Origin of the sequence: Bradyrhizobium sp. AZCC 1610, from assembly GCF_036924515.1 — a bacterium.
Lineage (GTDB): Bacteria > Pseudomonadota > Alphaproteobacteria > Rhizobiales > Xanthobacteraceae > Bradyrhizobium.
In genome coordinates this window covers 5,091,491-5,106,232 of sequence record NZ_JAZHRR010000001.1, presented here as the reverse complement: position 1 = coordinate 5,106,232, position 14,742 = coordinate 5,091,491, and the positions used below count along the sequence as shown (strand labels likewise).

Here is a 14,742-nt window from a genome sequence, read left to right as displayed (position 1 = left end):
TTGCGTGCATAGAACGCAGCTCGTCGCGCTCGCATTCGGCTATTTCGTTGTGGGGATCGGCGCCTTCGCGGTGGGCGGTCTGCTCAACGAGATTGCGAGAGACCTCGGCACGTCAGCCGCAGGCGCCGGACAATTGATGTCCACCTATTCGGCTGCCCTCGCGATTGGGGCGCCGCTGCTCACACCTCTCACCAAGCGACTTGAGCGGCGCGCGCTGATTACTGCGGGACTGGTGTTATTTGGAGCCATGCAGTTTGCCGCGGCCATTGCGCCAACCTACGGTACGCTCGTGGCGGCGCGCGTCTTTGCTGGGTTCGCTGCTGCGATCGTCATCCCGCATTCGATCGTCGCCGCTGGGCTGGCAGCACCGTCTGGACAGGGTGGCAGAGCCATCGCCACGATGTTTCTAGGCTTTACCCTTTCCATTGTGATTGGGATACCCGCAGGAAATGCGTTGGGAGCAGTTCTTGGTTGGCGTGCAACGTTGGGCCTTGTGGGCGCAATGGCGTTCATGAGTGCGATCTGGATCGGACTCGCCATTTCAGCGAAACTTCCGAATATGCCGGTAGACTGGAATGCGTCGCGGTCCTTGGTGCGTAATGCGGCACTTCTTTGGTTGTTGCTGACCACGATTCTTCAGTGTGCGGGTCAATTTACCCTTTATACTTACCTTGCACCCGCACTTCGAGACCGCCTGGAAGTCAACGCAAGAGAAATTGGCCTTCTGTTCGGTTGGTTCGGGTTGTCGGGGCTCATCGGCAACTTCATTGCAAGTCGCATTATCGATCGCGCTGGTGCGGCACGTGTCGTCGCTGTGTGTCTGGCGCTGATCATTGCGGCGTTCGTGATATGGCCCCTGGCAGAAGGATCGATGAAGCTAACGATGCTGGCGATCCTGATATGGGGGCTCGGCGGCTTCGCTATTCATCCGTCTCAGCAAGCGCGACTGGTGGCAATCGCACCGAACTTGGCTTCAGCTACTGCCGCCCTAAATTCGTCCGGCACATATCTCGGACAGATGCTCGGCAGTGTCCTGGGAGGCGGGCTAACCAGCGGGTTCAGCACGAACGCGCTCGCGTGGGGAGGAGCTGTGTTGCTTCTGGCAGCGAGTGGAACCGCATTTGCCGCGGGCCGATCGCAAGCCCCTAGAATATCATGCTGAGTGCCGGTTCTCACCACGTGAACTGTGCATCGCGCGAGGGGAATGGCCGCTTCTGGCGGATTTTGTTGCAAAAATCGGTTGAGACAGCCCGCGAAGCGTGATTCCGTTGTGTTGACGTGAATCGCGGCGGGGTCGACCATCGATCGACCCGGAACTAATGATCCGGATGCTGGTGGTTGGGTATGTCTTTGCGATCCGCTCGGAGCGATTGATCTGCCGTGAAGTACAGGTGAACCTCGCCTATCGCTGGTTCTGCAAGCTCGGCATCGAAGATGCGATCCCGGACCATTCAGCGTTCTCGCGTACCCGCAACGAGCGTTTCCGCGAGGGGGATATCTTCCGTCGCGTGTTCGAGCGGGTCATCGAAGCATACCTCGCGGCCGGACTGGTTGGGGGTGAAGGTTTTGCCGTTGACGCGAGCCTGATCCAAGCCGACGCCAACAAGCAGCGCTCGAGTATTTGGCGACCCTCGATAATACGTCGTGGGGGGCGCAAGCGACGTCGTCCCAAAGCAAGCGACGTCGTCCCAAAGTTCGTCTCGCCATCAGTTCCGGCGGCCCAGTGGACGGGAACTCACAAGGGGCCGGCATTCCTCGCTTACGCCGACAACTATCTCATCGACGTGAAGTACGGCGTCATCGTTGACGTCGAAGCATCCCGCGCCATTCGCCAGGCCGAGGTCGGTGCGGCGAAGACCGTGATCGAGCGGACGGAAGAGCGCTTCGGCCTCAAGCCGGATAGGCTTGCGGCCGATACCGCTTACGGGGCGGCTCCGATGCTGAACTGGCTGGTCGAGGAGAAGGGTATCGCGCCCCATATTCCGGTGAACGACACGTCGGAGCGAGACGATGGCACCTTCTCGCGCGGCGACTTTCATCCGACCGGCGACGTCTACCCTGCCCGGGCGGAAAGCAACTTGGGACAAGTGGCACAGTGCATGAGGGCAAGACGCTTCTGTATCGTGCCAGCAAGCTCGACTGCGATGTATGCCCACTCAAACCCAAGTGCTGCCCAAAAGAGCCATCACGCAAGATCCCGCGCGATATCCATGAGCATGCCCGCGACGTCGCCCGATCGTTAGTTGGCACCGAGGACTTTGAGCAGTCGCGGCGCGAGCGCAAGAAGATCGAGATGCGGTTTGCGCACCTCAAGCTCGGCCGGCTTCGACTGCGCGGTCCACGAGGCGCCCACGTCGGAAGATATTCGACCTGGCCATCTCTCATTGGCTGGACCTAGCTCAAGCTTCCTCATGATGGATTGGAGCGAGAGTTTAGGTTTTCCAACTAGTTAGAAGGCGGCGTGTGCACGATGTGCACCGGGAGATCAAAGAAAAGCTAGAGACAGCCAGAGTGAGCAGCCGTACTGGGCTTTAGTGTCGGCAGGAACTCGATGTTTCGAGAGCGCGCAATCCAGAAATTGGCGAGGCCGATCATTGCCAAGACATTCGCTGAATTGATCGATTATGGAACGGGTGAGCGGGCAGCCCGCAAGCGTGCTGCTTGCGAAAATTATCTAAGTCGACACGGACTGAGCCAGGTCAACATCGCTCACTGGACCCGAGCGCATGAGCAGCCATCTATGACTAGCGAGTGCGTCGTGGAGAAATCTGTGCCGGGACCACCTCTCAGCCAGAAGCGGGAACTTCGCGTTCGCTAAACATGATAAAGCACCGGATGCTCCAGGCTTGTCGAAGCGGCTGTTACTTGCAGCGCATTCGAGATCTCACCTCGCGCTGTCTATCTTGCTTGCAATTCCCAGTTCGGCCAACCTTCTTCATGATTCGCTCGGCTGGCTGTTCGGGCTGCTGGCCTACGGTATACAAACGGATTTCAAGATTTACGGGGGCTTCATTGCGTTGATGGTCCCCGACCACATGCGCGAGCCTTTGCCATGGCGCCGCGCACCGCCTCGGCGATGCGCTCGCCTGGCGTGTCGGCGTCAAAGCCGCGCACGAATTTGCCTTCAGCGTCCATCAGGTAGTGATAGGTGCTGTGGTCCATGACGTAATCGACGGCGCCCGGCTCGCTCCTACGGGGGGCGTAATAGACTCCATACTCCTGGGCAACGGCAGCGATCTGCTGCCGCGTGCCCGTGAGTCCGACGATCCTCGAATCGAACGACTGGGTGTAGGTTCCCATTACGTCCGGCGTGTCGCGCTGCGGATCGATTGTGATGAACAACGGTTGGAGCTTGTCGGCGTCGGGGCCGAGCTTCTCAAGCGCGGCGGAAATATCAAGGAGCGCCGTCGGGCAGCTATCGGGGCACGAAGTGAAGCCGAAATAAACCAGCAGCCATTTCCCACGGTAGGTCTGATCCGTGACCGTCGCGCCGTCAGGTGAGGTGAGTGTGAACGGGCCGCCGATCGTCGCCGGCGAGTTGGCCGCGCGTACGAGCGGTTGGCTCAACGCCAAGGCGGTCGCGAGAGCAATGCCGAAAGGCATTGCTCGCCCAATATCCGAAAATATGGGACGGCGACGCATCAAATGCCTCCCGCGGCTGCGGCCTTATCCGCCACAAACCTCCCTCTCGTTTCAGCAGGTGTTTCTTAGACGATTTTTGCCCTCAGGCTTCATAAGCTTTGCTTAAGGTTTCGAAAAGGAGTTCTGATTTTCCTAACCCCTGTAAATGGCGGTTAGCTCTCGACGAAGTTCCAGCGGACATCAAAGATCGAGAGAGGGCTGTGATGACTGGCTTAGCCATTAAGTGGCTGATCGGGGCGTCGGCGATGGTCGCGGCGGTGGCAACGCCGCTCCCGGCGCCAGCCTACGAAGCGGGCCCGGTCGCGGGCGGCGGATCGATCACCGGCAAGGTCGTGTTCAACGGACCCCCCGGCACCCGCAAGGTCATTCCGACCAAGGACATCGAGGTGTGCGGCGGTCCCTACGAGGAGACGCTCATTCAGGTGGGGCCGGACAAGAGCGTACAGAACGCCGTCGTGTATCTGACCGATATCGCGAAAGGAAAAGCCTGGCCGGCGGACGCCAAGAAGCCGGAAATCGACAACAAGAAGTGCAAGTTCGAACCTAGCATTCAGGTGATACGCGTGGGCGGGCTGGACGTCGTCAATAGCGATCCGATGCTCCACAACACGCACGGCTATTACGGCAAGCGCACTGTGTTCAACCTCGCTCTGCCCAACCAGGGTCAGCGAATTCCCGTCGAATTGCCGCGGCCGGGCGAGGTGCGCATCGACTGTGACGCACATGGCTGGATGGAAGCGTTTATCTATGTCGCCGACAATCCCTACTACGCCGTCACCGGCGCCGACGGAAAGTTCACCATCTCCGACGTTCCGGCCGGAACCTACAAGCTGGTGGCGTACCAACCCTTCACCGGCCCGAACGAGCAGACGGTGACCGTTGCGGCGGGGAAGGCGAGCGATCTGAATATCGAACTGAAGAAGGGCGCCACGTCGGTTCAAGGCGGTTCCGGCGCGAAGTAACGGGCTTCTGCGGCTAGACCGGCGACAATCGAGCCGAAGGAACAAGAATCCGGCGAGGTGGTGAACAGCCGAAGTCGCCGCGGGGAGGGGGCGACGCCTTGTAACGACCAATCGCAAGGGAGGAAGCCCATGTCCGAGCTTGAGCGCGACCGGCGTGAAATGGCTGCGGTGCTCCAACAGCCCGGAGTGCGTCCTGACCCCTCGCTGCGGATTACCCGGCGCACCTTTGTTCACAGATCATGTCTCGTCGGAGCCGCGACCGTAGCCGAGACCTTCGCCTGGTGGCCGCTGCTCAACACTCTCGACGTCGCTTATGCGGCCGAGGCGCCATTCAAGTTTGCCTGGATTTCCGACACCCATCTCTATCCGAAATCACTCAATACGCGCTTCGTCGAGAAGACGGTGCGTGCCGCCAAGGAGGTGCAGGCGATGAGTCCGCCGGCCGATTTCCTGATCTTCGGCGGCGATCTGGCCCAGCTTGGCAAGGTCGAGGAACTCGAGCTCGGTGTAGAGATCCTGAAAGAAATCAACATCCGCAAGGTCTACATTCCGGGCGAGCACGATTGGTACCTCGACATGGGCAAGAAATGGGGCGAGCTGTTCGGTCAGCCCCACTGGACCTTCGACCACAAGGGCGTGCGCTTTGTCGGGCTCGACACCGTCAGTCGCGGGCCGGACTATTGGACGGCGAGGAAGATGAGTCCCGAGGAGCGTATGGGTCACATGGCCACGCTCGACGGAACTGTTGCCGGCGCGTGGGCGGGCGTTGGCCGCGATCAGCTCGACTGGTTGCAGAAGACGCTTGCCAATTGGGACCGGAACCGGCCGGTCGTCATCTTCAGCCACAATCCGCTCTACGAGTACTATCCGCCGTGGAACTTCTGGGTGCGCGACTGGCGCGAGGTGAACGAGGTGCTCAAGCCCTACACCAAGGTCACCAACATCCACGGTCACACGCATCAGGTGCTCTACAACGAAATCGGCACCATGCGCTCGATCGGCATGCTGGCAACCTCATGGCCTTGGCCGTACGCGCCGGAGGGGGTGCCGAAGCTGACCAAGCCGATGATCCGGGTCGACCCTGGTGATCACTTTGACGGGGTAGGATGGGCCAAGATCGACGTCAGCGCCCAGGACAAAGTCGAAGCCGAATACATCATGTGGCGTAAGCAGGTGTTCGCGCAGTCACCGGATGACTATTCGAAGAGCATTCCCGAGGTTTTGCGGCCTCGGATCGCCGATAATATTTGGCCATACTAGGAGGAATGGTCATGACCGCGCCCATCACACGTTTCATTCTGTTCCGCGCTGCCCCGGCGGTAGCACTTGCCGTCCTGGTCGGCCCTGCGGGTGCGCACAAGGATCCGGTGACGCCGCAGCTGCTGAACTCCTACCAGCAAGTGTTTATGGAGCAGGTCCGCAAGGGCGATCTGCTGTTCCACGGCGATGCTGCAACCGAGCAGGCGATGGATGTCGTGTTGTCCAAAACGGGAATGGCATGCGCCATGTGCCATCCCATGACGGCCGATACCCACCCCGCCACGTTTCCGAAGTACCAAGCCCAGATGGCCAAGTTCGCGACGTTGCGCGACATGATCAATTGGTGCATCGAGAAACCCAACCAGGGAGAAAAAATCGCCGATGACTCGGAAGCGATGAAGGCTCTGGAAGCGTACATCTACTGGTCGCAGAGCGGCTCGGTGTTGAACCCGGGCAAGTTCTGATTTCGATGCTGCGAACCGGAGGTTTCTAGGCCGGGGCGTCGCTGTCGAAGCCGCGTCTTCCCGAGAACAGGAGAAAGCGCATTAACAGACAGGCAAGGGGGAATGCTCCATGGCGGAGGTGTTTCCTGCAGAGAGACTGCGCGGCAGGTTCAGTGGCGTCATCTTGGATGATCTGGTCGATTGGCGGGTGGTCCGAACCTGGCTTTATTTTGGCATGTTCTGGCTCCTCGTCACGCCGTCGGTGGGCGTGGCGATCTCAGGTCTCTTCAACTATCCGGACTATCTTGGGACCAGTAATCTAGGGCTGACCTTTGGCCGGCTGCGGCCGGTTCATGTCAATGGCGTCATCTTCGGCGCCTTTTCCGCCCTCTTCATTGGCGAATGTCACTATCTGGTCCCGCGCCTCTGCGGTGTGCGGGTGCCATGGGCACAATGGGGCGTACCGCTAGCATGGCTTTATAACATCAGCTTGGCGGCGGGGCTCATCTCGTTGCCTTTTGCGCAGAACCATGGCCTGGAGGCAGGCGAGCTCCCGCTCTTCGCCGAGATTCCCATCTTCATCGTCATCGCAGCGACGACGGCACAGTTCCTCCTCACCATCGCACAACGGCTCGAAGCGCCGCTCTATGTGGCGCTCTGGTATCTCATAGGGGCCTTCGTGTGGACGACGATGAATCTCTTGCTGGGTAGCTTCATCCTTCCCTACACGATTCCAGGCATTAATAGCGCCGCATTTCATGGCCTCTACATCCACTACATCGTCGGACTGTGGCTCACGCCCGCAGGCTACGTGCTCATCTACTATTTCCTGCCGGTCGCTGTGCGCAATCCGCTTTACGCACACCAGCTGTCGCTGGTGGGTTTCTGGTCGCTCGCGCTGTTCTATCCCTTCGTTGGCATCCACCATTATCTGTATAGCCCGATCGCCGACTGGACCGAGACTCTCGCGATCATCACCTCCATGTTGCTGATAATTCCCGTGTGGACGGTGCTCGTGAATTTCTTCGGCACCGTGAAGGGGCGTTGGGATGGTTTCGGGAAGAACCTCCCCGCGAAATTCCTGATCATGGGTTCGCTGATGTATCTGGTCGGTTGCTTCCAGGGCTCAACCGAGGCGTTGCGCTCGATCCAGCAGCCCACCCATTTCACCGACTTCGTCATCTCACACTCGCATCTCACCGTTTTCGGCACGTTCGTGGTCTGGGCGATGGGCGGTCTAATTTACGTGTGGCCGCGCGCGGTCAAACGCGAGCTTTGGTCATGGACCCTTGGCAACTGGTCGTTCTGGCTGATCACCGTCGGTATTACGACCATGGGTCTGGTGCTGACCGCCGGAGGTCTGCAGCAAGGCTTCGAATGGATGAATGGCACCGAGTGGCTCGACACGGTGGTCCGGATGAAAGCCTATTGGCTGGTGCGTACGCTCAGCGGCATCACGATGGACATCGGGATGTCGCTGCTCGTCTTCAATCTTATGATGACCGCACTCAGCCGACCGGCCGAGGAAAGAGCGCCCATTCAGGCTCCAGGTGCAGCCCCGATTCCCGCCGGAGGATCAGCCGAATGAGTGCGCGCTTCGTCGCTCTGGTGGCCGGGGTTTTATTCTTCTTTCTCGCCGTGGTCACCCAGGGCATCCTACCCTTTATTGAGCCGACGGCGCGGACGACCGACGTGACCGCTGTGGTCCGCACCGATTTTGGTCAGCTCAAATGGATAGTGACCGATGCCACTGATTATACGCCGCTGCAGCAGCTCGGCCGCCAGGTGTATCTACGCGAGGGGTGTTGGTACTGCCATTCGCAATACGTGCGTCCGGTGACCGGCGAGACGCGCCGTTGGGGTCCGGTCTCCGAAGCAGGCGAATACGCCTTCGACGTGCCGCACCTATGGGGCACCCGGCGTATCGGGCCGGATCTGACGCGGGTCGGGCTCAAATACAGCGACGAATGGCATCTCGCGCATTTCTGGAATCCCCGAATGCTCTCGCCGGATTCGAATATGGCGCCTTTTCGGGGACTGTTCGACACGCCCGCAGAATCCGTCAAGATTGTCGATGACGGAGCTGGTAATCGCGGCCTGGAACGAACGCCCGTTACTGAGAAGCTCTTCGCATTTGAAAGCAAGGAGCAAATTAAGCTCACGCCGAACGCCGATGGACTTCTGTTTGTGCCCATGGCGGCGCGCGGCAAGGCTCCGATCATTTGGACGCCGAACAAGGAATATACAGGCGACACCGTCAACATCGCCGCCGAGACAGAAGCGCTGCAGGGGCTCATCGCTTATCTCCAAAAACTTGGCATGAATCGCGGCAAGTGGCGGGACCTGTTTGAGCCGCAAAAGCTCGAAGTTACGGATGCTACGGTGCCGCGATCGAGCGAATGGATCGCCTACGGCAAAGAGGTCTATCAGCGGCGATGCCTCGGCTGCCACGGGGAGAGCGGCGACGGTAATGGACAGGCTGCAACCTTTATGTACAAGCAGCGCCCGAGGAGCTTCGCGGCGGCCGTTTTCAAGTTCAGGCTGACCAAGGAGCCGTTGCCAACCGATGGCGACCTTCTGCGCACCATTACGCGCGGCGTTCGGGGCACGGCGATGCCGGCCTGGCACGAGCTGCATATAATCGACCGCCTCGCTGTCATTCAGTACATCAAGTATGAACTGGCGGTCGACCGTTCCGACCCGGCAAAGCCCTATGCCTATTTCAAGGAAGAACCGCCAGGTCCGCCCCTGTACATCGGGCGGCCGCCTGTTCCGTCTGAGCAGATGCTCACTCGCGCCAAGAATGTGTGGCAGAGTGCAAAGTGTTGGGAGTGTCATGGTCAGACCGGGAAGGGTGATGGCGAAAAGGCTCCCGGGCTGAAGGACGATCTGGGCTTTCCAAGCCCGCCCGCGGACCTTACCGCCGGCCAATTCAAGTCAGGTCCTACAGTTGAGGACATCTTCCGTACGATGACGACCGGGTTGAGCGGCACGCCCATGCCATCCTACCGGGATCCGCTGTCAGAAGAGGACCGCTGGGCGCTCTCCTACTACGTGCTTGCACTATCGGCCTACAAGGATCCGCTGTCGGGCGAGCCGCTGCCGATCGCCCCCAGTGATCGCAGGGCACTCGACGATCCTGCGCTCGAGGCCGATACGCCGGACAAAGCCTACATCCCAAGCGGCCGCGCTGCGGCGAGCCGCGGCGGCGATCACATCCTGGCCGGCAAGGGGAATAGCGTGGCCAAGCAACGGGCCGCCAAGGAGTAATGAGCAATGACCATCTATTTCGAGATCGTCGGCCCCTATATTGCAGCCTTGATGATGAGTCTCGGTGCACTCTGCGTCTTCATTTGGGGCGTGCTCTCGGGCGCCTTCGGCGGCGCCAACGATGCATCCATACGGTTCCTGCAGAGGGAGATCGGCGATGACGGATCCGGCGCACACGCCAAGCACGACGGCGAATAACAACTCACCCGCCGAGACGGAGGAGATGGAGGAGTATGCCGGCGGCACTATTCAGTCTCGCCACGGCTACATTCCCGTGTGGCTGCTGGCTGTCTATGTCGTCCTCTTCATCTGGGCGCTGTACTATCTCGTCGTCTATTGGGGTGGGCTGGGACCGGGACGGATCTAGCGATCGCGACCCACGGGCAGGCCGGCAACCGATTGAATGCTGACTCTATAAGGAGCAGGAGATGCCGGTACAGAAGGAGCAGAGGATGCTGGCAGCCAGGATCATTCTCGCCATCATCGCCTTGAATCTGCTCTTCCTGTTCTTGGAACTCACCATGAACGTGGTCCGTGTCTATTTCGGATGATCAGGAGGGCGCATGTTGGAGAATCCAGTTTTCTCGCTCGCCGATGTGAGTGCGATCCAGGTCATCGCGTTTGTCGGCTTCGCGATCGCCACCATTGCCTTTTTTGGTTGGGTTGCCTGGCTCGTGCGCCGATGAGCGCCTATCTGATAATCTTCTTCACGGGGTTCGCCGGCAGTTTTCACTGCATCGGAATGTGCGGCGGGTTCGCTTGTGCGCTGGGCCGCGATCCGCAGGGACGCGGCGCGACAGTTCTGCGCCATCTGCTGTACAATACGGGGCGATTGACGACCTACTGCTTTCTCGGCGGACTTGCGGGCGCCCTCGGTCAGGTCATATGCACGCCGCAGGGAACGACAGTCCCGCTGCTGAGCGGTCCGCTTGACACCGGTCAGCGAATTCTCGCGATCCTCGCCGGACTGCTGATGGTCGCCATGGCGCTGCAGTTCTTTGGCCTGCTGCCGCTCCTGCATCGCGTCACCGCCGGCTTCGGCGCCAGTACGCTCTCGGCATCGCTGCGCAGCCTGTTGACGGCGCCGGGACATGCCGCCCCCCTCGCGTTTGGCGTATTCAATGGCTTCCTGCCTTGTCCGCTGGTCTACGCCTTTGCTGCCCAGGCAGCGAGCACGGCCGGAGCGTTGCCGGGCTTTCTCACCATGGCAGCGTTCGGGCTTGGGACCTTCCCCGCAATGCTTCTGATGGGCGGCGTCAGCCGAGCGCTGGCGCCAGCGTGGCGGCAGCGCGGCGTGTGGCTGGCCGGCAGTTGCATTCTGCTCCTCGGTCTCGTCACCGTTGGCCGCGGCATCCTGCCCTTCGCCGTGCACTTCGCGCATGGTTGGACAGAACCAGCATGACGGCCCAGGACCATGCGCTGTGCAGCCACTGCCTGTTACCCATCGGGCGGCGGGCGATGCGACGCACGGTGAACGGTGAGGCTTGCGCATTCTGCTGCTACGGCTGCTGTATCGCCTACCAGGTCAAGCACGGCAAAACCGAGGAATGGGAGGCCGCTTGGCTGCTGATTCGGCTCGGTGTTGGCGGCTTTCTCTCCATGAATATCATGCTGTTCAGCCTGCTCCTGTACAGCGATGCCTTCAGCGGCGCGGATGCCGAGATGCTTCCCTGGATTCATCTTCTGCTCTGGCTGTTCGCAACACCCGCGGTGATCATTCTCGGCGGACCGTTTCTGCGCGAGGCGTGGCTCCACGGCATGGAGGGGCGCCTGACCTCCTCGGCACTCATCGTGCTCGGCGTCGGCGCCGCCTACCTTTATTCCGCTTTTGCCACCATCGAGGGCAGCCCGCACGTTTACTTCGATACGGCCACCATGGTGCTGATGCTGTTCACCGCGGGCTACTACCTCGACGCCGCCGGGCGTGCACGGGCGGCGCGTGACCTGCAGCCGCTCTTGGCCGCGGAAAGTGAGTGGGCCACCGTCGTCCTTGGCGACGGAGAGTACCGCCGGCCGGTGCGCGAGGTTGACGCAGGTGTGCTGGTTCGAGTTCGGCCGGGCGAACGCATTCCCGTCGACGGCGTGATCATGGAGGGCGAATCGCACACCGACGAGGCCCTGATCACAGGCGAAAGCCGGCAGATCGCCAAGGGCGTCGGCTCGCATGTGATCGCCGGCAGCATCAATCTTGACGGGCCGCTCCTGATCCAAAGCAGCGGCGTGGCAAACGCGACCCGCTGGGCGCAGATTTGTCGATCGGTACGGGATGCATTGATCCGCCGCAGCCCGAGCCAGCGTCTCGCCGACAACATTGTAGGCGTCTTCGTGCCGATTATTCTCGTGCTGGGCATTGGAGCGTCGGTGTACTGGGCGCGGCACTTGCCGTTCGACCGTGCGCTATTGATCGGCCTTGCGGTACTGGTGGTGGCCTGTCCCTGCGCAGTCGGGCTGGCGGCACCGATGGCCACCTCGCTGGGCATTGGACGGCTTGCCCGGAACGGCTGCCTGGTGCGCGACCCGGCCGCGCTTGAGGCGCTGGCGCGCATCCGGCTGATCGCCTTTGACAAGACCGGCACGCTCACTTCGGGCCAGGCGCGCGTTGTCGCTATCGACAGCGATGGAACCAGCGCCGATGTGGTGCTCGCGCATGCCGCCGGACTGGAGCGCCATTCCGAACACCGCTTGGCCCGCGCGATAGCTGCAGCGGCAGCTGCGCGCGGGCTCGTGCCAATCGCCATCCACGACGTTCGAGTCGTGCCGGGGCGTGGCATCCGTGGCAAGTCGGACGGTCGGATCGTAGCGGCAGGCAGCGCCGCATTGATGCAGGAGTTGAATTGGTCGCTGACGCCAAATCTGGCCGATTACGGGAGACAACGTGAAGCGAGCAGCCATTCCGTAATCTATGTCGGCTGGGGCGAGCGGGTATATGCTGTGCTTTCACTTGACGATACGCCGCTGCCGGAGGCGCGCTCGACCGTCGAAGCGCTGCGCCGCCGTGGGGTGCGCGTGACGCTGTTGACCGGCGATCTTCCGGCAGCCGCAGTGCGGATTGCCGCTGCGGTCGGAATTGAGAGCGGCGGTATCGAGGCGGGCCTCACACCCGAGGCCAAATGCGCGGCGCTGGGACGCCGCCGGCATGACCATGGCATGGTAGCGATGGTCGGCGACGGCCTCAATGACGCGCCGGTGTTGGCCGGAGCCGATGTCGGCATCGCTGTCGGTTCGGCGACGGACCTCGCTCGCGAGGCCGCAGCGGTCGTGCTCCCACCCGGGGGGCTACGGACGCTGCCGTGGGTGATCGACGTCGCTCGCGCAGTTCGCGCGACCATTCTCACCAACCTGGCGTGGGCGTTCGGTTATAATCTCATCGCCATTGGGCTGGCGATGGTTGGAGTCCTCCAGCCAGTGCTGGCGGCGGCCGTGATGGCCGGCTCAAGCATCATCGTCGTCCTGAATTCGCTGCGGTTGGAGCGGTTGCCCGAACCAGTTCCATCCGCCGCGGCGGAGAGCGCTCCTGCACCTCGCAGCACGGCCACTGCAAATCAGAAAGCGGCATAGCCGAACGTGTCACGCACAAAGGCAGCGTACCAGCTTTGCGCCTCCCGTGCGGTCCGGTGGCGGGTTTCGGCGCTTTCCTGCACTTGGCTGACGAAATTGTCGACGATCTTGATCGTTCCGGCGACAGGCTTGAAGTTGACAGCATTGCTCACCGCATCGTCGGGACCAAGATGAGTATAGCAAGTGTTGAACAAACGAGGCGGAACGCGCTCGGACCCGGCAAGTGCCTCGGCGATGGCAAATGCACAGGCCTTGGCTTGGCTATTCGCAACAAACGCCGATTTCGGCATGTCACCCGCACTGGTCGCATCGCCAACGACATGGATTCCCGGCTGTAGCCTCGACTCGAACGTTATGGGATCGACCGGACACCAGCCAGATTGATCCACGAGGCCGATTTGCTGCGCGAGCTGCCCAGCCACTTGTGGTGGTATGACATTCGAGACCGCGGCCTTGAATGTCTCGTTCGCAGTCTTGACGGATCGCTCCTTCACGTCGATGGCCTTTATTCCACCGGTGAATTGGGCAGGTAGCCATTCGATCATGCCCCGATAGTGTCGCTCCCACGCATCCAGAAATAAATCCTGCGCGTTGAAGCTATCTTTGGCATCGAGGATCAGGATCCTCGAGCGCGGCTTATGCTGCTTGAAATAATAAGCAACCAGAGAGGCACGTTCGTATGGGGCGGGCGGACAGCGGAACGGGTTAGGGGGCGCGACGAGCACGAAGACGCCGCCATCCTCCATGCTTTCGAGCTGCCGTCGCAGCAGCTGCGTCTGCAGGCCTGCGTTCCAGGCATGCGGGATGACCTGCGTTGCCGCCTCGTCATACCCTGCGAGGGCCTCGTAATTGAAAGCGATGCCAGGGGCAACGACGACGCGGTCGTAAGGTAATTTTGGACCACTCTTGAGCCCGACGGTTTTTCCGACCGGATCAACCGCTGCCACGGAGTCATGAATGACATTTATGCCGTATCGTTGCGCGAGCGTCTCGTACCCATGCGTAAGCGACTCGAGCGAGCATAGCCCGGCGAGATAGAGGTTGCTGAAAAAGCAGGTCGTATAGTTCAGCTTTGGCTCAACCAGCGTGACCTCGATCGTTGGCGCGCTGACGGCCAAGTACTTGGCGGCCGTGGCACCGCCGATGCCGCCACCAACAACGACAACCCTCGCCTTGGATTCGCTCGCGGCCAATCGAGAACCGAGCCCTGCAAGGACCATTGCTCCCGTCGAGCGGCCGAACTCTCGACGGGTCCAGGACTTCATGGCCTAACCTGCTTGTTCAGGGCTGCGAGATAGCGCGCCACTGTCGCGATTTCTTCATCACTGAGCGACAGGGCAATGGCGCGCATGATATGGCTTGGGCGCTCGCGCGATCTGTACGCAAGCATTGCGCGGGCGAGCATCTCCGGACTCATGCCAAGGATCGTCGGAACACCACCATCGCCGCCATCCAGACGATGGCACGACGCGCACATCGCGACGAGTTGGGCTCCACCATCGCGGTCCGCTGCCTGGCTGGGACCGGCGAAAGTAATGAACGTACCTGCAGCAATGGAAGCGGCGATGATTTTTCGCATGCTGAGTACGGCTCTATCCGCGTGTCTG

General features: G+C 60.9%; 15 protein-coding genes and 1 pseudogene. 13 read left to right on the top strand and 3 right to left on the bottom strand.

The features are described from left to right. Window positions 1-4: 4 nt before the first annotated feature. Entirely contained in the window at window positions 5-1,162 is a 1,158-nt protein-coding gene (locus V1279_RS25240) for an MFS transporter (protein WP_334441419.1), read from the top strand. A 121-nt stretch (window positions 1,163-1,283) separates the two neighbouring features. After that, window positions 1,284-2,350, top strand: a pseudogene (locus tag V1279_RS25235) (transposase); the annotation flags it as partial. A 659-nt stretch (window positions 2,351-3,009) separates the two neighbouring features. On the opposite strand, the gene V1279_RS25230 reads toward V1279_RS25235, so the two are convergent. Then, complete coding sequence (locus tag V1279_RS25230; protein WP_334441417.1) at window positions 3,010-3,642, bottom strand: SCO family protein; 633 nt, start codon at window positions 3,640-3,642, stop codon at window positions 3,010-3,012. A gap of 203 nt (window positions 3,643-3,845) precedes the next feature. On the opposite strand from V1279_RS25230, the gene V1279_RS25225 reads away from it, so the two are divergent. From V1279_RS25225 to V1279_RS25175, 11 genes are all read left to right on the top strand, one after another. Next, window positions 3,846-4,604, top strand: a complete 759-nt coding sequence (locus V1279_RS25225) for a carboxypeptidase regulatory-like domain-containing protein (RefSeq protein ID WP_442894812.1) — start codon at window positions 3,846-3,848, stop codon at window positions 4,602-4,604. Window positions 4,605-4,733: 129 nt separating this feature from the next. After that, the gene (locus V1279_RS25220; protein ID WP_334441415.1) at window positions 4,734-5,864 is read left to right on the top strand and encodes a metallophosphoesterase family protein; all 1,131 of its coding nucleotides are present in this window, start codon (window positions 4,734-4,736) and stop codon (window positions 5,862-5,864) included. Between the two features lie 11 nt (window positions 5,865-5,875). Continuing rightward, window positions 5,876-6,328 (top strand): c-type cytochrome, encoded by a 453-nt coding sequence (locus tag V1279_RS25215; RefSeq protein ID WP_334441413.1) that lies wholly within the window; start codon window positions 5,876-5,878, stop codon window positions 6,326-6,328. Window positions 6,329-6,437: 109 nt separating this feature from the next. Then, window positions 6,438-7,895 carry a cbb3-type cytochrome c oxidase subunit I gene (locus V1279_RS25210; protein ID WP_334441410.1) on the top strand — a complete coding sequence of 486 codons (1,458 nt, stop codon included), beginning with the start codon at window positions 6,438-6,440 and terminating at the stop codon, window positions 7,893-7,895. Next, the gene (locus V1279_RS25205) at window positions 7,892-9,577 is read left to right on the top strand and encodes a cbb3-type cytochrome c oxidase subunit II (protein ID WP_334441408.1); all 1,686 of its coding nucleotides are present in this window, start codon (window positions 7,892-7,894) and stop codon (window positions 9,575-9,577) included. The genes V1279_RS25210 and V1279_RS25205 overlap by 4 nt, the downstream gene beginning before the upstream one ends. Window positions 9,578-9,583: 6 nt before the next feature. Next, window positions 9,584-9,775, top strand: coding sequence for a hypothetical protein (locus V1279_RS25200; RefSeq protein ID WP_334441406.1), 192 nt, complete (start codon window positions 9,584-9,586; stop codon window positions 9,773-9,775). After that, window positions 9,735-9,944 carry a hypothetical protein gene (locus V1279_RS25195; protein ID WP_334441404.1) on the top strand — a complete coding sequence of 70 codons (210 nt, stop codon included), beginning with the start codon at window positions 9,735-9,737 and terminating at the stop codon, window positions 9,942-9,944. The genes V1279_RS25200 and V1279_RS25195 overlap by 41 nt, the downstream gene beginning before the upstream one ends. A 61-nt stretch (window positions 9,945-10,005) precedes the next feature. Beyond that, window positions 10,006-10,128, top strand: coding sequence for a hypothetical protein (locus V1279_RS25190; RefSeq protein WP_334441402.1), 123 nt, complete (start codon window positions 10,006-10,008; stop codon window positions 10,126-10,128). A gap of 12 nt (window positions 10,129-10,140) precedes the next feature. Then, window positions 10,141-10,263 carry a hypothetical protein gene (locus V1279_RS25185; RefSeq protein ID WP_334441400.1) on the top strand — a complete coding sequence of 41 codons (123 nt, stop codon included), beginning with the start codon at window positions 10,141-10,143 and terminating at the stop codon, window positions 10,261-10,263. Beyond that, window positions 10,260-10,979, top strand: coding sequence for a sulfite exporter TauE/SafE family protein (locus tag V1279_RS25180; RefSeq protein ID WP_334441398.1), 720 nt, complete (start codon window positions 10,260-10,262; stop codon window positions 10,977-10,979). The genes V1279_RS25185 and V1279_RS25180 overlap by 4 nt, the downstream gene beginning before the upstream one ends. Further along, a complete protein-coding gene (locus V1279_RS25175) occupies window positions 10,976-13,135 on the top strand; it encodes a heavy metal translocating P-type ATPase (RefSeq protein ID WP_334441395.1) in 2,160 nt (719 codons plus the stop codon). The genes V1279_RS25180 and V1279_RS25175 overlap by 4 nt, the downstream gene beginning before the upstream one ends. On the opposite strand, the gene V1279_RS25170 is transcribed toward V1279_RS25175, so the two are convergent. Both V1279_RS25170 and V1279_RS25165 read right to left on the bottom strand, forming a co-directional pair. Beyond that, on the bottom strand, window positions 13,120-14,400 hold the full coding sequence (locus V1279_RS25170; RefSeq protein WP_334441391.1) for an NAD(P)/FAD-dependent oxidoreductase: 1,281 nt from the start codon (window positions 14,398-14,400) through the stop codon (window positions 13,120-13,122). The genes V1279_RS25175 and V1279_RS25170 overlap by 16 nt on opposite strands. Next, complete coding sequence (locus tag V1279_RS25165) at window positions 14,397-14,714, bottom strand: c-type cytochrome (protein WP_334441389.1); 318 nt, start codon at window positions 14,712-14,714, stop codon at window positions 14,397-14,399. The genes V1279_RS25170 and V1279_RS25165 overlap by 4 nt, the downstream gene beginning before the upstream one ends. Between the last annotated feature and the right edge of the window lie 28 nt (window positions 14,715-14,742).